Source organism: Mesorhizobium sp. M7A.F.Ca.US.014.04.1.1 (assembly GCF_003998745.1).
Classification (GTDB): domain Bacteria; phylum Pseudomonadota; class Alphaproteobacteria; order Rhizobiales; family Rhizobiaceae; genus Mesorhizobium; species Mesorhizobium ciceri.
Map to the genome: position 1 here is coordinate 1 of NZ_RZRW01000077.1, position 15,129 is coordinate 15,129.

General features: G+C 62.7%; 18 protein-coding genes. 14 read left to right on the forward strand and 4 right to left on the reverse strand.

Annotated elements, in window-relative coordinates; translation table 11 throughout:
- The coding region (locus EOA22_RS07935) for a cupin domain-containing protein (RefSeq protein ID WP_164755314.1) at positions 1-316 on the forward strand (316 nt) is incomplete at its 5' end.
- 54 nt (positions 317-370) lie between these two features.
- Here EOA22_RS07935 and EOA22_RS07940 read toward each other — a convergent pair.
- The 4 genes from EOA22_RS07940 to EOA22_RS07955 all read right to left on the reverse strand — a co-directional run bounded on the left by EOA22_RS07940 (position 371) and on the right by EOA22_RS07955 (position 4,255).
- Positions 371-1,411, reverse strand: coding sequence for a DUF3445 domain-containing protein (locus EOA22_RS07940; protein ID WP_063167621.1), 1,041 nt, complete (start codon positions 1,409-1,411; stop codon positions 371-373).
- Between the two features lie 9 nt (positions 1,412-1,420).
- Positions 1,421-2,386: a PDR/VanB family oxidoreductase gene (locus tag EOA22_RS07945; protein WP_063167620.1), complete on the reverse strand. Its 966-nt coding sequence runs from the start codon at positions 2,384-2,386 to the stop codon at positions 1,421-1,423.
- Entirely contained in the window at positions 2,383-2,979 is a 597-nt protein-coding gene (locus EOA22_RS07950) for a dimethylamine monooxygenase subunit DmmA family protein (RefSeq protein WP_063167619.1), read from the reverse strand. Before EOA22_RS07950 ends, EOA22_RS07945 begins: the two co-directional genes overlap by 4 nt.
- Positions 2,980-3,121: 142 nt before the next feature.
- The gene (locus EOA22_RS07955; protein ID WP_063167618.1) at positions 3,122-4,255 is read right to left on the reverse strand and encodes an aminomethyltransferase family protein; all 1,134 of its coding nucleotides are present in this window, start codon (positions 4,253-4,255) and stop codon (positions 3,122-3,124) included.
- Positions 4,256-4,541: 286 nt separating this feature from the next.
- On the opposite strand from EOA22_RS07955, the gene EOA22_RS07960 reads away from it, so the two are divergent.
- From EOA22_RS07960 to EOA22_RS08020, 13 genes are all read left to right on the forward strand, one after another.
- Positions 4,542-4,829, forward strand: a complete 288-nt coding sequence (locus EOA22_RS07960; RefSeq protein WP_013532898.1) for a hypothetical protein — start codon at positions 4,542-4,544, stop codon at positions 4,827-4,829.
- A 12-nt stretch (positions 4,830-4,841) separates the two neighbouring features.
- Positions 4,842-5,219, forward strand: coding sequence for a hypothetical protein (locus tag EOA22_RS07965; protein ID WP_013532899.1), 378 nt, complete (start codon positions 4,842-4,844; stop codon positions 5,217-5,219).
- Positions 5,220-5,254: 35 nt separating this feature from the next.
- A complete protein-coding gene (locus EOA22_RS07970; RefSeq protein ID WP_013532900.1) occupies positions 5,255-5,416 on the forward strand; it encodes a hypothetical protein in 162 nt (53 codons plus the stop codon).
- 14 nt (positions 5,417-5,430) lie between these two features.
- A complete protein-coding gene (locus EOA22_RS07975; protein WP_024502594.1) occupies positions 5,431-6,834 on the forward strand; it encodes an amino acid permease in 1,404 nt (467 codons plus the stop codon).
- A gap of 45 nt (positions 6,835-6,879) precedes the next feature.
- The gene (locus tag EOA22_RS07980; RefSeq protein ID WP_024502593.1) at positions 6,880-7,569 is read left to right on the forward strand and encodes a hypothetical protein; all 690 of its coding nucleotides are present in this window, start codon (positions 6,880-6,882) and stop codon (positions 7,567-7,569) included.
- Positions 7,566-7,889, forward strand: coding sequence for a hypothetical protein (locus tag EOA22_RS07985; RefSeq protein ID WP_063167617.1), 324 nt, complete (start codon positions 7,566-7,568; stop codon positions 7,887-7,889). The genes EOA22_RS07980 and EOA22_RS07985 overlap by 4 nt, the downstream gene beginning before the upstream one ends.
- Before the next feature lie 105 nt (positions 7,890-7,994).
- Positions 7,995-8,891 (forward strand): glutamine amidotransferase family protein, encoded by an 897-nt coding sequence (locus EOA22_RS07990; protein ID WP_063167616.1) that lies wholly within the window; start codon positions 7,995-7,997, stop codon positions 8,889-8,891.
- A gap of 4 nt (positions 8,892-8,895) precedes the next feature.
- Positions 8,896-9,621, forward strand: coding sequence for a GXGXG domain-containing protein (locus EOA22_RS07995; protein WP_013532905.1), 726 nt, complete (start codon positions 8,896-8,898; stop codon positions 9,619-9,621).
- A 6-nt stretch (positions 9,622-9,627) separates the two neighbouring features.
- Positions 9,628-10,956 (forward strand): FMN-binding glutamate synthase family protein, encoded by a 1,329-nt coding sequence (locus tag EOA22_RS08000; RefSeq protein WP_063167615.1) that lies wholly within the window; start codon positions 9,628-9,630, stop codon positions 10,954-10,956.
- Between the two features lie 61 nt (positions 10,957-11,017).
- Positions 11,018-12,325 (forward strand): type III glutamate--ammonia ligase, encoded by a 1,308-nt coding sequence (gene glnT, locus EOA22_RS08005; protein WP_063167614.1) that lies wholly within the window; start codon positions 11,018-11,020, stop codon positions 12,323-12,325.
- Positions 12,326-12,361: 36 nt separating this feature from the next.
- Positions 12,362-13,615, forward strand: coding sequence for a sarcosine oxidase subunit beta family protein (locus EOA22_RS08010; protein ID WP_013532907.1), 1,254 nt, complete (start codon positions 12,362-12,364; stop codon positions 13,613-13,615).
- Between the two features lie 16 nt (positions 13,616-13,631).
- Positions 13,632-13,907 (forward strand): sarcosine oxidase subunit delta family protein, encoded by a 276-nt coding sequence (locus EOA22_RS08015; RefSeq protein ID WP_024502588.1) that lies wholly within the window; start codon positions 13,632-13,634, stop codon positions 13,905-13,907.
- Positions 13,907-15,129 (forward strand): 2Fe-2S iron-sulfur cluster-binding protein (locus EOA22_RS08020; RefSeq protein WP_127389913.1); only part of this gene is annotated, 1,223 nt, incomplete at its 3' end. The genes EOA22_RS08015 and EOA22_RS08020, both read left to right, overlap by 1 nt.

The window sequence follows — 15,129 nt, forward strand, 5'->3', positions numbered from 1 at the left end:
CCGCGGCACGCGCGCCGGTCACCAGTACAATCTGCTCGGCCATATCGGCTCCAACACCAGCGGCGTCGTCGTCGAGCCCTATTTGATCACGCTGACCGAGGATTCCGACGTGTTTCCGACCTTCCAGCATGAGGGCATGGAATTCCTCTATATGCTCGAGGGCGAGGTCGTTTACCGGCACGGCAGCAATCTCTACCCGATGAAGCCCGGCGACAGCCTGTTCTTCGACGCCGACGCGCCGCACGGGCCGGAACAGCTGACGAAACTGCCGATGCGGTATTTGTCGATTATCTGCTATCCGCAGAGCGCGGGTTGAGCGGGACTCGATCTCCCCCCACGAGGGGGAGATCGGCAGCTTCGCGGGCGTCGCTCAATCCGGCCCGAACCCAGGGCTCGTCGGGCTGCCGTCGTCGAGCTTCGACAGCCACTCGACCAACGTTGACCTATATCGGGTCAGGCCCTTGTAGTTGCCGAGTTCGTCGGGCAGGTCGCGGATGACACGGTGCAGGCGCCGGGCCCATTTTGGTTGCGTCACCAGCTCATCCATCTTGATCAGATAGCAGCGGATCGGAAAGACGATGCCGTTCGAGCGCGGCAGGCGCCAAAAACTCTGCAGCTCGACGCGCAGATGCACTTTGTCGCCGACATTCTCCGGCGTCACCGTAGCCCGGTCCGGACCCCATTTGTGATAGTTTTCGGGGCTGGTGTCGAGGCGCGGATTGATGGTCATCGTCCAGTTCAGGCGCCTGGCCGGCTTGCCTTGCTGGATGTTGGTGAGGAATTTCAGCGCCCTGACAAAAATCCCCTTCTCATGCGCCAGCGGCACCGGCGCGTGCCATTCGAAAAAGTTCATGCCGATGTCGAAATCGAGCGACCAGTCGGCTTGGGTGGTGACCATGCCGGCATCCATCCACAGATTGCCGTCGCGCTGGTCGAGGATGCAGAAGTCGCCCTGGCTCTGGCGGGTGATGTACTCCATCGGGCCGTAAGGCAGCGTCGAGGTGTCGCCGAAGGTGAAGGTGTCGTCGATGCCGAGCGGCCGGTTGATCCAGCGCCAGCGGTCGCCGTCGCGGGTCAGTGTGAAATGTTCGGGATAGCCCAGCGCCTGCTGCTCCATCAGCAGTTCCAGCAGGTCCCAGCCGGCCAGCGTCATGTGCGGCAGCGACTGGCAGCGCAGCGGGTCCTCGGCCAGCACCAGCGCCCGGTCCTGCATCTCGGCGACATAGTGCTCGTCGACGTCGATCAGGTTTTCCAGCACGCTGCCTTTCGGCCCGACGACATGCGGCTCGATGTTGACCGCATACATGTAGGCGTCTTCGTGGAAAGGGAACGGGAAGCGCCTGATGTGCTCAGGGCTGTTCCTGAAGGTGAAGTCGTCGCGGAACGTTTCCTTGCGAAAGGTGATGCCCATGATTTCCTCCTAGCGCTCCAGGACCAGCGACCGGCCCTCGAAGCGCGACACGCACGGCATGATCTTCTTGCCCGAACGGTGCTCTTCCTCGCTCAGCCAGTGGTCGTTGTGGATGAACTTGCCGTCGCAAGAGATGACGTTGGTTTCGCACTGGCCGCAGACGCCGCCGCGGCAGAGATAGGGCGGATCGACGCCGGCCGCTTCGATCGCTTCCAGCAGGCTCTGCTGCTCATCGACGCGGATCGTCTTGCCGCTGACGGCAAGCGTCACGTCGAAAGGCAGGCCAGGCTGGGGGGCCGCGAAATGCTCGAAATGCACGGTTTCCGATGGCCAACCGAGGCTTGCCGCGCGATCACGCACCCAGTTGATCATGCCGGCCGGGCCGCAGACATAGAGATGCGTGCCGAGCGGCTGCGTCGACAGCAGCCGGTCGAGTTCGATGCGCTCGTCAAGGTCGTCATGATAGAGCCTGACCCGTCGGTCGTAGCGCTCGCGCAGCACATCGGCATAGGTGCCGAGCGATGCGGTGCGGCAGGTGTAGTGCAGTTCGAAATTGCCGCCTTCCGCCGCAAGCTGAGCGGTCTGCGCCATGAACGGCGTGATGCCGATGCCGCCGGCCAGCATCAGATGTTTTTTGGCGCGCAGGTCGAGCGAGAACAGATTGACGGGATAGCTGACCACCATCTCCATGCCGGGCTTGACGTTCCGGTGCATGAACAGCGAGCCGCCGCGGCCGACATCGTCGCGGCGCACCGAGATCGTGTATTCGCGCGTGTCGAGCGGCGAGCCCATCAGCGAATAGGGGTTGAGCCTGGTGCGTTCGCCGTCGCGCATCTCGACCACGACATGGGCGCCGCCGGAAAAGGTCGGCAGCAACTCGCCGTCGCGCCGGCGGAAATGGAAGCGGGTGACGAGGTCGTTGACCGGGACGACGTCGCTGACCACGACATCGAGTTTTGTTGTTCCGGCGCTCATCGGAAAACCTCCTCCATCGGAGGAATCTCGCTGCGATCCTCGGCGTTGATGCAGACGCCCTGGAACGCCGCGATGCGCCTGGAATAATGATCGCGCACCAGAAGCAGCAGGCCGCAATGCGCGCAGGTCGCCGGCTGCGTCGTCACATTCTCGGTGATGCCCTTGCAGTGGACGCATTGCATGCGCCGCGCCAGCGAACCGCGGTGCTCGGTCTGGATCGAAGTGTGGTCGATGCCGGCTTCAAGCGCCACCTGCATCGCCTGGCCGATCAGGCCCTCAGTGCCGGCGAGATAGAGGCGCAGGCCCATATGCGCATTTGCCAGTGTCTGCCTAAGCCGTGGCAGCAGGCTGGCGAAGGATGGCGACAGATGAAACTGCACCGGTCTCAGCGCTTCGAGGGCTGCGGTGTGTTTGCCGTCAGGCCCGGGAATGAAGACGATGTCGGCGTCGTCGAAAAACCCGGGCGGCGCCCTCCCGGCCATCTCCGCTATCGCCAGCGCCCCTTCCGCATCCGCGATAAAAAGATGATGCTTGCCGGGCTGCGGAGACAAGGTTCCGTAAACAGGCCGGCTGATGATGCTTTTGGCTGCCATTTAAGTCTTCGTGCCTTCGAGCGCTTCACCGTTTCATAGAAACGGCGGACCGCTCTATCTCTTTGCTTTGACGCAATTCCGGACGGAAAACCGTTTCACACTTTTCCTGGAATTGCTCGAACCCCTCGCCGTCGACTATGCCTCAACCTTTCGCCGTGCGCTTGGTCTTCTTGGGATCGTCGAATGGCAATGGCTGGGCGGTGGCCTTGATGGCGCCGCTCCTGTTGCGGATTTCGAGCTTGGTGTCCTTGACCGCGCAGTCGACGTCGAGGCGGGCGATGCCCATCGATTTCTCGACCAGCGGCGAATACATGGCGCAGGTCACCACGCCCACCTTCTTGCCGTCGCGATAGACCAGCGCACCCTCATCGGCCGGCTCCTTGCCGTCGAGCAGAACGCCGTAGATCTTGAAGCGCTCCTTACCCTTGAGGCGATAATGCTCCTCGGCGCCGCGAAAGCCGGTCTTTCCGGGGCTGACGGTGAAGTCGAGGCCGAGTTCCCACAGCGTGTCGCCGGGTCCTTCGTTCTCGAACGGGTATTTCTGCGAATTGTCGTAGGGGTAGAACAGCAAGTAGCTTTCCACCCGCAGCATGTCGAGGGTGGTGAAGCGGCACGGAATGATGCCGGCGCTCTTGCCCTCGTCGAGAATCCTGTCCCAGATCGTGCCGGCATCCTGGCCGCGGCAGAAGATCTCGTAGCCGCGCTCGCCGGTGTAGCCGGTGCGCGAGATCATGACGGGCAAACCGAACAGTTGCGTCTGCATATGATGGAAATAGTTGAGGTCGCGAATGCCCGGCACGTGCTTGGCCAGATAGTCGACGGCGGTTGGCCCCTGCAGCGAAAGATCGTGCAGATTGTCGTCGAAGCGCAGCGACACGTCGCGGCCCATAGCCGCCCGCTGCAATTCTTCATGGCCGGTGCCCGAACCATGCACGACCATCCAGGCATTGGGGCCGGTGCGGTAGAGGATGCAATCGTCGGTGAATTTTCCCGCCTCGTTCAGCATGCAGGCATAGGCCGACTTGCCGGGATAGATCTTTTCGACGTCGCGCGTCGTCGCCAGGTCGATCAGGTGTGAAGCATGCGGCCCGGTGATGTGCACCTTCTTGAGGCCGGAGACATCCATCAGGCCAGCCTTGGTGCGGATGGCGATGTACTCCTCGTCGGCATCCTTGTCGTAGGTCCAGGCGGTTCCCATGCCGCTCCAGTCTTCGAGCTTCGAACCGAGCGCTCGGTGGCGATCCGCCAGGGTCGAAAATCTCCAGGATGCCGTCATCCGCTCGTCCTCCGTTTCGATAATGCTCTGCTGTTCCCTGCCCCCTGCGCAGTGGCGGGAGCTTTGACCGAATATTGATCGCAAACGCCAGGACGCCGCAATACCCATAAGCAATTAATTTCATTGTCAGGCAAAATCCACCGCGCAAAGCAAACAGTTAACCTCACGTAAATCGCGCTTGACAATTGCGGGATTCGGACTGAATTTATGAAAAAAATTTCACTCTCTTGAAAGAGGGCAGCGGCCGGCCAATTCGGGGCCTGGCGTTGGAAAAAGGGGAAAACCGATGTCAGACATGCAACAGCGCATCGAAGCGCTGTACCGCTCCGACGTGCGCGGATCTGCGCTCCTGATCGTCTGCCTGTGGGCGACGATCCTCTTCGTCCTGCTCATGACATGGCCCTACATCCCGCACAGCGGCATCAAGGCCGTGGTCGCGATCGCCGCCGCCGCCGTGCTGATCTTCAACACGGCCGCCATCCTGGCGATGGTCAAGCACTACAAGGAAGACAAGGAATTCATCTACGGGCTCGACATCAAGAACGCCGACGCATTCCGCAACCGCAAGTCCTGAGGGGTAGAAGAAATGTCCCGCTACACGCCGCCGGAGCAGAGCAAGGCCGGGCAGGTTTTCGACATCGCCGTCGTCGTCGTCGCCATTTTCGTGGCGCTGTGGCTGCCGCTGAAACTGGGCCTCGCCGGTGCGGCGAAATCCATCGACGCGCTCGACGCCAAGACGTGGGAAGCGCTCGGCCAGAACCCGACCATGGCCTCGATCTGGGAAAAGCTCGGCTACACGCCCGAGACCGCGCACGACATCATCCAGAACCGCTTCCATTATGTCATCGACTGGCCGACGCTGATCATAATGGCTGCGGTGCTGATAGGCTATTTCGTCTTCCTGTTTCGCGCATCCGACCGCGAATATCGCGACGTCATCAACGAAAAATTCGACGACAAGTAAGAGTTCTGAGGACGATTTAATTCGGGGACACGATCATGTGGGTGGCACTCTCTTACGCATGCTGGGGCATCTCGATCGTGCTCGCTTTGTGGATGCTTTACGACTGGTTCAAGGTCGACACGACCTTCTCCGAAGAGGTGCTGACCTCGTCGCGCGAAGGCGAACTGGAAGCCACTTCCGAAAAACACCGGATCTGAGTGAGGATTGAACAATGACGATCGCACTTGAACCGGCTGCCCCGGCTGTCCAAGGGGACAGAGTTTCACTCCTGCGCGTGCTCGGACCGGCCCATGTCTGGGCGCTCGGCGTCGGCATCGTCCTGGTCGGCGAATTCACCGGCTGGAATTTCTCGGCGGACAAGGGTGGCGCGCTGGCCGCGCTCATCGTCTGCTGGGTCGTCGGATTGCTCTACACCTCGGTCGCGATGATCGATTCCGAGGTGACATCGACCGTGGCCGCCGCTGGCGGCCAGTATGCGCAGGCAAAGCACATCGTCGGACCGCTGATGGCGTTCAACGTCGCGCTGTTCCTGGTCTTTGCCTACACGATGCTCGAAGTGTCCGACGCCATCCTGCTCGGCGACACCATCGTCGCCAAGGCCGGCGTCGAAGGGCTCACCCACAATTCCTTCATCGCCGCGACCATCGTCGTGCTGGCGTGGCTGAACTATCGCGGCGTGCTGATGACGCTCAACGTCAACTTCGTCATCACCGCGATCGCCTATATCTCGATCGTCATCCTGTTCTTTTCGGTCAGCCCGTGGACGCAAGGCGCGGTGCTGAAGCTGAACGAACTGGTCACCCCAGGCAATGCGCTTCCCTATGGCTGGATCGGCGTCATCGCCGCCTTCCAGTTCGGCATATGGTACTATCTCGGCATCGAAGGCACCACACAGGCCGCCGAGGAAGTGCGCTCCCCGGCCCGCTCGCTGCCTTACGGCACCATGGCCGGCATGATCACGCTTTTGATCGCGGCGGCCATGACCTGGTATGTCTGCGCCTCCCTGATGCCCTGGGAATATCTCGGCATCACCTACTATCCACTGTGGGACGCCGGCAAGCTGACCGGCAGCCCGCTGCTCGAGAACCTGTTGTTCGTCGCCACGCTGCTCGCCGCGCTGGCGTCGGCCAATGGCTGCATCAACGATGCGGCGCGCGCCTGGTTCTCGCTCGGCCGCGACCGCTATCTGCCGACATGGTTCTCGGCCGTGCATCCGAAATATCGCACGCCCTATCGCTCGATCCTGTTCCTGCTGCCGATCGCGCTGGCCTTCGCCTTCATCGCCGACCTCAACCAGGCGATCACCTTTTCGATCCTGTCGGGGGTGCTGCAATACACGTTCATGAGCATCAACATCATCATGTTCCGCAAGAAATGGCCGCTGGGCTCGATCCGCCGAGGCTACACCCACCCCTTCCATCCGATCCCGGCCATGGTGCTGTTCTGCCTGTGCGTGGTGACCTTCTTCGCCATCTTCCTCGGCTTCGGCTCGCAGCTGATCGCCATGGTCGCCTTCTACTTCCTGATCTCGCTGTGGTTCCACTTCTACCGTTACAAATTCGTGCGGCGCGGCGACCAGTTCACCATGCCGTGGCCAAAGCCGCAGGGTTATTGATGGGAGTAGGCCCGTCCGGATCCCGGGCGGGCCTGGCATGAGAAAATGTCCGATCTGACATCAGCACTGCTGGCCGGGGCCATTGTCCTGGTTGTCGTTCTCCACCTTGCCTGGCAAGCGCGTGCCAGCCGCAGCAGGGCATCGATGGCGCTCGCCGTCGAGCAGGACCGCATCCGCACAATCATCGCCGATGCTGCCAATGTTTCGGATGGCACCGCCGGCGTCATCACCTGGGAAGGATCCTGGAACAGCAAACGTGTCCAGGTGCGCACCATCGTCGATACGCTGGCGACGCGCAAACTGCCGGCGCGCTGGCTCAGTGTTTCGATCACCGAAGAGGTCGCGGTACCAGCCACCTTCGACATGATGATGCGGCCGGGCTCGCCGACGACCTTCTCCAATTTCGATCATCTCGAGCATACGCTGCCCAAGGCTCCGGGATTTCCCGCCGAGTCGGTGCTGCGCACCGACCGCAGGGCGGCGCGCTTTCCGCAAGGCCTGATCGCCAGCCATATCGAGATCTTTTCCGAAGGGCGCGCCAAGGAACTGCTGATCACGCCCAAGGGTATACGCATCGTCTGGCTTCTGGCCGAAGCCGAGCGGGCGCGCTATGGCGTTTTCCGGCAGGCCGAATTCGGCGACGCCGCACTCGATCCCGCGCTGATCGAAAGGCTGCTGATGTCGGTGTCGGCGCTTCGCGACGCGATCAACAAAAGCGAACGGCAGGCCGCATGACCAGTTCCGCCACTGCACCCGCCAATCCCTATCTGGTTCTCGGCGCCGCAATCGTGCTGCCGGGAAGCGGGCACGTCATTCTGGGCGTGCCGGTGCGCGGCCTTCAATTCCTTTTCTTCATGGTGATCCTGGCATGGGTGACGGCCAAGATCGCGCCGCCCGATGCCAGCTTCGTCGGCCGTCACGCCGGCGGCTTCCTGATCTATGCTTTGTCGATCCTGGACGCCTACAAGCTCGCCCGCATCCGCACCGCCAAATGGGTTCACAACGCCCGGCAAGGCAACGATAGTGGGCAGAGCGGCATTGAGACGCATAGGTAATTAGAGGAATATTTTTTTCATACGATTGAATTTGCGGACCTCATTCGATACATCATTTTCAGAGTTGCAAACGATCTCTTAGCTACAAAACGTCGGGAGGCTGACATGTGTGGAATTGTCGGACTGTTTTTGAAGGACAAGTCGCTGGAACCCCAGCTTGGCGCGATGCTGTCGCAGATGCTGATCTCGCTCAGCGATCGCGGTCCCGATAGCGCCGGCATCGCCATCTATGGCGCGCCGTCCAAGAATGAGGCCAAGATCACCATCCAGTCGGCCAAGCCCGACCGCGATTTCCGCGGCCTCGAGGCGGAGCTCGCCAAGGCCATCGGCACGCCGGTGACGATCGCGGTGAAATCCACCCATGCAGTCGTCAGGACCACCCCCGCGAAGATCGATGAAGCGCGCGAAACCATCCAGGCGCTGCGCCCCGACATCCGCATCATGGGCGCCGGCGACGTGGTCGAGATCTACAAGGAAGTCGGCCTGCCCGAGGCAGTCGTCGATCGCTTCGATGTCCGCAAGATGACCGGCACACATGGCATCGGCCATACCCGCATGGCGACGGAATCGGCGGTGACGACGATGGGCGCGCATCCGTTCTCGACCGGCGCCGACCAGTGCCTGGTGCACAATGGCTCGCTGTCGAACCACAACAATGTCCGCCGCGAACTGATCCGCGAAGGCATGACCTTCGAAACCGAGAACGACACCGAAGTCGCTGCCGCCTATCTCTCGTCACAGATGGCGCATGGCAAGAATCTCGGCGAGGCGCTGGAAGGCACGCTCTCCGACCTCGACGGCTTCTTCACCTTCGTCGTCGGCACCAAGAACGGCTTTGGCGTGGTGCGCGATCCGATTGCCTGCAAGCCAGCCGTGATGGCCGAAACCGACCAATATGTCGCCTTCGGCTCGGAATATCGCGCGCTGACCAAACTGCCCGGCATAGACAATGCGAGGGTCTGGGAACCCGAGCCCGCAACCGTCTATTTCTGGGAGCATTGAGTTCATGCCGGCAACCACGCTTTCAAAAACCGCGGCACACGACCCTCGGGTCTTCGATCTCGACCAGTTGTCGCTGCGCGAACTCAACCAGGCGCTGCACAATCTGGCTCCCGGCTCGAACGAAACGGCATGGGAAGTGCTGAACCCGAAAGGCAGCCATTCGGTGGCCGTTGGCGTCGACCAGCCTGTTGCCATCGATGTGCGCGGCAGCGTCGGCTATTACTGCGGCGGCATGAATTCCGGCAGCACCATTACCGTGCATGGCTCGGCAGGGCCTGGAGTCGGCGAGAACATGATGTCGGGCTCGATCACCATCAAAGGCGACGCCAGCCAGTATGCCGGCGCCACCGGCAAGGGCGGCCTGCTGGTCATCGAAGGCAACGCCTCGTCGCGCTGCGGCATTTCGATGAAGGGCATCGATATCGTCGTGCATGGAAATATCGGCCATATGTCGGCCTTCATGGCGCAGTCAGGCAATCTGGTGGTGTTGGGCGATGCCGGCGATGCGCTCGGCGATTCCATCTACGAGGCGCGGCTCTTCGTGCGCGGCAAGGTCGACAGCCTCGGCGCCGACTGCATCGCCAAGGAAATGCGGACCGAGCATCTGGAATTGCTGCAGGGCCTGCTCGACCGCGCCGGCGTCACCGGCGTCAAGCCGTCGGAGTTCAAGCGCTACGGCTCGGCGCGTACCCTCTATAATTTCAATATCGACAACGCCGACGCGTATTGAGGCAGCATGACCTACAGGAACCCGCCGACGACGCCGCGCAAATCCGCGACCTTCGACGACTACACGCTTTCCGAGATCCGCCGTGCCGCGGCGACCGGCATCTATGACATCCGTGGCGCCGGCGCCAAGCGCAAGCTGCCGCATTTCGACGACCTACTGTTCCTCGGCGCCTCGATCTCGCGTTACCCGCTCGAAGGCTATCGCGAGCGCTGCGACACATCGGTCGTGCTCGGCTCTCGCCATGCCAAGAAGCCGATCGAGTTGAAGATTCCGATCACCATTGCCGGCATGAGCTTCGGCTCGCTGTCGGGTCCGGCCAAGGAAGCGCTCGGACGCGGCGCTACCCTGTCGGGCACCTCGACCACGACGGGCGACGGCGGCATGACCGAGGAGGAGCGCGGCCATTCCAAGCAACTGGTCTATCAATATCTGCCGTCGCGCTACGGCATGAACCTGCGCGATCTGCGCCGCGCCGATGCGATCGAGGTCGTCGTCGGCCAGGGCGCCAAGCCGGGTGGCGGCGGCATGCTGCTTGGCCAGAAGATTTCGGATCGTGTCGCCGAAATGCGCACGCTGCCGAAAGGCATCGACCAGCGCTCGGCCTCACGCCATCCCGACTGGACCGGACCCGACGATCTCGAGATCAAGATCCTCGAATTGCGCGAAATCACCGACTGGGAAAAACCGATCTACGTCAAGGTCGGCGGCGCGCGCCCCTATTATGACACGGCGCTTGCCGTGAAGGCCGGCGCCGATGTCGTTGTCGTCGACGGCATGCAGGGCGGCACCGCCGCCACCCAGGAAGTGTTCATCGAAAATGTCGGCCAGCCGACGCTTGCCTGCATCAGGCCGGCCGTGCAGGCGCTGCAGGACCTCGGCATGCACCGCAAGGTGCAGTTGATCGTCTCCGGCGGCATTCGCAACGGCGCCGATGTCGCCAAGGCGCTGGCGCTCGGCGTCGACGCGGTCTCGATCGGCACGGCGGCCCTTGTCGCGCTCGGCGACAACGATCCGCGCTGGGAGGCGGAGTACAACGAGCTTGGCACCACGGCCGGCGCCTATGACGATTGGCACGAGGGGCGCGACCCCGCCGGCATCACCACGCAGGATCCGGAACTGATGAAGCGGGTCGATCCGGTGACTGCCGGGCGCCGGCTGGCGAACTACCTCAAGGTGATGACGCTTGAGGCTCAAACGATCGCCCGCGCGTGCGGCAAGAACAGCCTGCACAATCTCGAACCCGAGGACCTGGTCGCGCTGACGATCGAGGCAGCCGCCATGGCCGGCGTGCCGCTGGCCGGCACCAACTGGATACCGGGGAAGAACGGCTTCTGATCAACGAAGGGCCGATTCCCGCATACTCGGGAACAACAATCGATAAAAATGGGGAACTACCGTGGCAACTGATCTTGCTGAATTCGCAAGGGCGAAAAACGTCAAATATTTCATGATTTCCTACACTGACCTGTTCAGTGGCCAGCGTGCCAAGCTGGTGCCGGCGCAGGCGATATCAGACATGCAGAAGGACGGCGCCGGCTTTGCCGGTTTCGCCACATGGCTGGACCTGACGCCGGCGCATCCCGACATGCTTGCGGTGCCGGATCCGGATTCGGTGATCCAGCTGCCGTGGAAGCCTGAGGTCGCCTGGGTGGCGGCCAACTGCATCATGGACGACAAGGAGGTCGACCAGGCGCCGCGCAACACACTGAAGCGGCTGATCGCGGAAGCCGCCAGCGACGGCATGCATGTCAAGACCGGCGTCGAGGCCGAGTTCTTCCTGATCTCGCCTGACGGCAAGACGATCTCCGACGAATACGACACGGCCTCAAAACCCTGCTACGACCAGCAAGCGGTGATGCGGCGCTACGACGTCATCGCCGAGATCTGCGACCACATGCTGGCGCTCGGCTGGGGCGCCTATCAGAACGACCATGAGGACGCCAACGGCCAGTTCGAGATGAACTGGGCCTTCGACGACGCGCTGGCGACCGCCGACAAGCACTCGTTCTTCAAATTCATGGTCAAGTCGATCGCGGAAAAGCATGGCCTGCGCGCGACCTTCATGCCGAAGCCCTTCCAGGGCCTGACCGGCAATGGCTGCCATGCGCATATCTCGGTCTGGGACAAGGCCGGCAAGACCAACGTCTTCGCCGACAATTCGATGGAGCTCGGCCTGTCGGCCAAGGGCAGGAATTTCCTCGGCGGCATCATGAAACATGCCTCCGCACTGGCCGCGATCACCAACCCGACGGTGAATTCCTACAAGCGCATCAACGCGCCGCGCACCATTTCGGGCGCGACCTGGGCACCGAACACGGTGACCTGGACCGGCAACAACCGCACCCACATGGTGCGGGTGCCCGGCCCCGGCCGCTTCGAGCTGCGGCTGCCGGATGGCGCCGCCAATCCCTATCTCCTGCAAGCGGTCATCATCGCCGCCGGCCTCGACGGCATTCGCTCGAAGGCCGATCCTGGCAAGCGCTACGACATCGACATGTACCAGCATGGCCATACGGTAAAGGGCGCGCCAAAACTGCCGCTCAACCTGCTCGACGCCTTGCGCGAGTTCGACAAGGACAAATCGCTCAAGGCGGCGCTGGGTGAGGATTTCTCGTCGGCCTACCTAAAGCTGAAGCACCAGGAATGGAATTCCTATGCTTCGCACTTCACGCAATGGGAGCGCGACCACACGCTGGATATTTGACCACCAGCGCGACGCGAGCGACCTCGGAATGAACTGATGAAATATTCGATCTTCTCGCTCGCTCGTGCCGCCCTGTCCGGCCACAAGAACTGGCAGCGCACCTGGCGCGACGCCACGCCGAAGGATCGCTACGACGTGGTGATCATCGGCGGCGGCGGGCACGGGCTGGCCACCGCCTGGTTCCTCGCCAGCGAGTACGGCATCAAGAATGTCGCCGTGCTCGAAAAAGGCTGGATCGGCTCCGGCAATGCCGGCCGCAACACCACCATCATCCGCTCCAATTACGGTCTGCCCGGCAACACCGGCTTCTACGAATTGTCGATGAAGCTGTGGGAGCGGATGGAGCAGGACCTCAACTACAATGCGATGGTCAGCCAGCGCGGCGTCATCAACCTCTACCATTCCGATGCGCAGCGCGACGCCTATGCGCGGCGCGGCAACACTATGCGCATCAACGGCATCGACGCCGAACTGCTCGACCTCGCTGCCGTCAGGAAGATGATCCCGTTCCTGAACTTCGACAATGCGCGCTTTCCCGTGCAAGGCGGGCTGTTGCAGCGGCGCGGCGGCACGGCGCGGCACGATGCGGTGGTCTGGGGCTATGCGCATGCGGCGAGCGAACTCGGCGTCGACATCATCCAGAATTGCGAAGTCACCGGTTTTGTCAGGGACGCCAATGGCAAGGTGACCGGCGTCGAGACGTCGCGCGGCAAGATCGGCGCCGGAAAGGTTGGCATGGCGGTCGCCGGCTCCTCGTCGCGCGTCGCAGCAATGGCCGGTCTGCGCCTGCCGATCGAGAGCCACGTGCTGCAGGCCTTCGTCTCCGAGGCGATCAAGCCGCTCATCCCGGGCGTCATGACCTTCGGCGCCGGCCATTTCTACGTCAGCCAGTCCGACAAGGGCGGCCTCGTCTTCGGCGGCGATATAGACGGCTACAATTCCTACGCCCAGCGCGGCAACATGCCTGTGATGGAAGACGTCTGCGAGGGCGGCATGGCGCTGATGCCGATGATCGGCCGCGTGCGCCTGCTGCGCCAGTGGGGCGGCATCATGGACATGTCGATGGATGGTTCACCGATCATCGACAAGACGCCCGTCGACGGGCTCTATCTCAACGCGGGCTGGTGCTATGGCGGCTTCAAGGCGACGCCAGGGTCCGGTTTTGTCTTTGCGCACCTCCTGGCTCGCGACGAGTCGCATGAAGAAGCGGCACGGTTCCGCCTAGACCGGTTCCGAACTGGCGCCATGATCGACGAAAAGGGCCAGGGCGCCCAACCGAACCTGCATTGAAGGCGGTTTAGAAGAAATGCGCATTGCCTGTCCTTTCTGCGGTGAACGCGAACTCGGCGAGTTCACCTATCTCGGCGACGCCAAGCCGGTGCGGCCCGAGGCCGGCGCCTCGGAAGACGAGGTCTTCGACTATGTCTATCTGCGCGACAATGTCGCCGGCGCGACCAGCGAATATTGGTACCATGGCGGTGGTTGCCGGGCTTGGCTGAAGGTCACCCGCAACACGCTGACGCACGAGATTTCCTCCATCGAACCGGCGGCTGGTGCCGGCGCTGCGAAGGTTGGTGCGTGATGGCCGGCGCGCAGACACACCGGCTCGGCAATCGCGGGCTTGTCGACCGCTCGGCACCGCTGAACTTCCGTTTCGACGGCAAGGCTTTCTCCGGCTTCCAGGGCGACACGCTCGCCTCGGCGCTGATCGCCAACGGCGTCAAGCTGGTCGGCCGCTCATTCAAATACCATCGCCCGCGCGGCATCCTGACTGCGGGCTCGGAAGAACCCAATGCGCTGGTTGAGCTGCGCACCGGGGCACGGCGCGAGCCGAACACCAAGGCGACGACGGCCGAACTCTATGACGGGCTCGAGGCCGCCAGCCAGAACCGTTGGCCGTCGCTGCGCCACGACGTGATGTCGGTCAACCAGCTGTTCGCGCCGATCTTCGTTGCCGGCTTCTACTACAAGACATTCATGTGGCCGGCGAAGTTCTGGGAAGCGATCTATGAGCCGGCGATCCGCCGCGCCGCAGGCCTTGGCCGTGCCGCCGGCCTTGCCGATCCCGACCACTACGACAAGGCATGGGCGCATTGCGACGTGCTGATCGCCGGCTCCGGCCCGGCTGGTCTGGCCGCGGCGTTGGCAGCCGGCCGCGCAGGCGCCCGCGTCATCCTGTGCGAGGAGGATTTTGTCCTCGGCGGCCGTCTGCTGTCGGATGGCGGAATGATCGACGGCGAACCTGCGGCCGAGTGGATTTCGCGGACGCTGGCTGAACTGGCTGGTATGCCCGACGTCCGCGTCATGACCCGCACGACGCTGTTCGGCGTCTACGATGGCGGCACCTATGGCGCCATTGAGCGGGTCAACGACCATTTGCCCTCGCCGCCCGAGCACCAGGTGCGCCAGCGCCTGTGGCGGATCGTGGCGAAGCGCTGCGTCGTGGCAGCCGGCGCCATCGAACGGCCGATCGTCTTTGCCGGCAACGACACGCCCGGCGTGATGATGGCCTCCGCCATGCGCACCTATGTCGCGCGCTACGCCGCTACACCGGCAAAGCGGATCGCACTTTTCACCAACAATGAGGACGGCTGGCGCACCGTCGAGACGGCGCTCGGTGCCGGCCTGCAGATAGCGGCGGTCATCGATGCACGGCCCGAAATATCGCCGGCGCATCGTTCGCTGGCCTCGAAGGGCGGCTTCCCGGTGCTGCACGGTTCCGTCAGTGGCATCGACGGCGGCAAGGATGGCGTCAGGAAAATCGCGGTGTCGCTGACCGGCGGCGCGCGCGCCGAGGTCGAAGC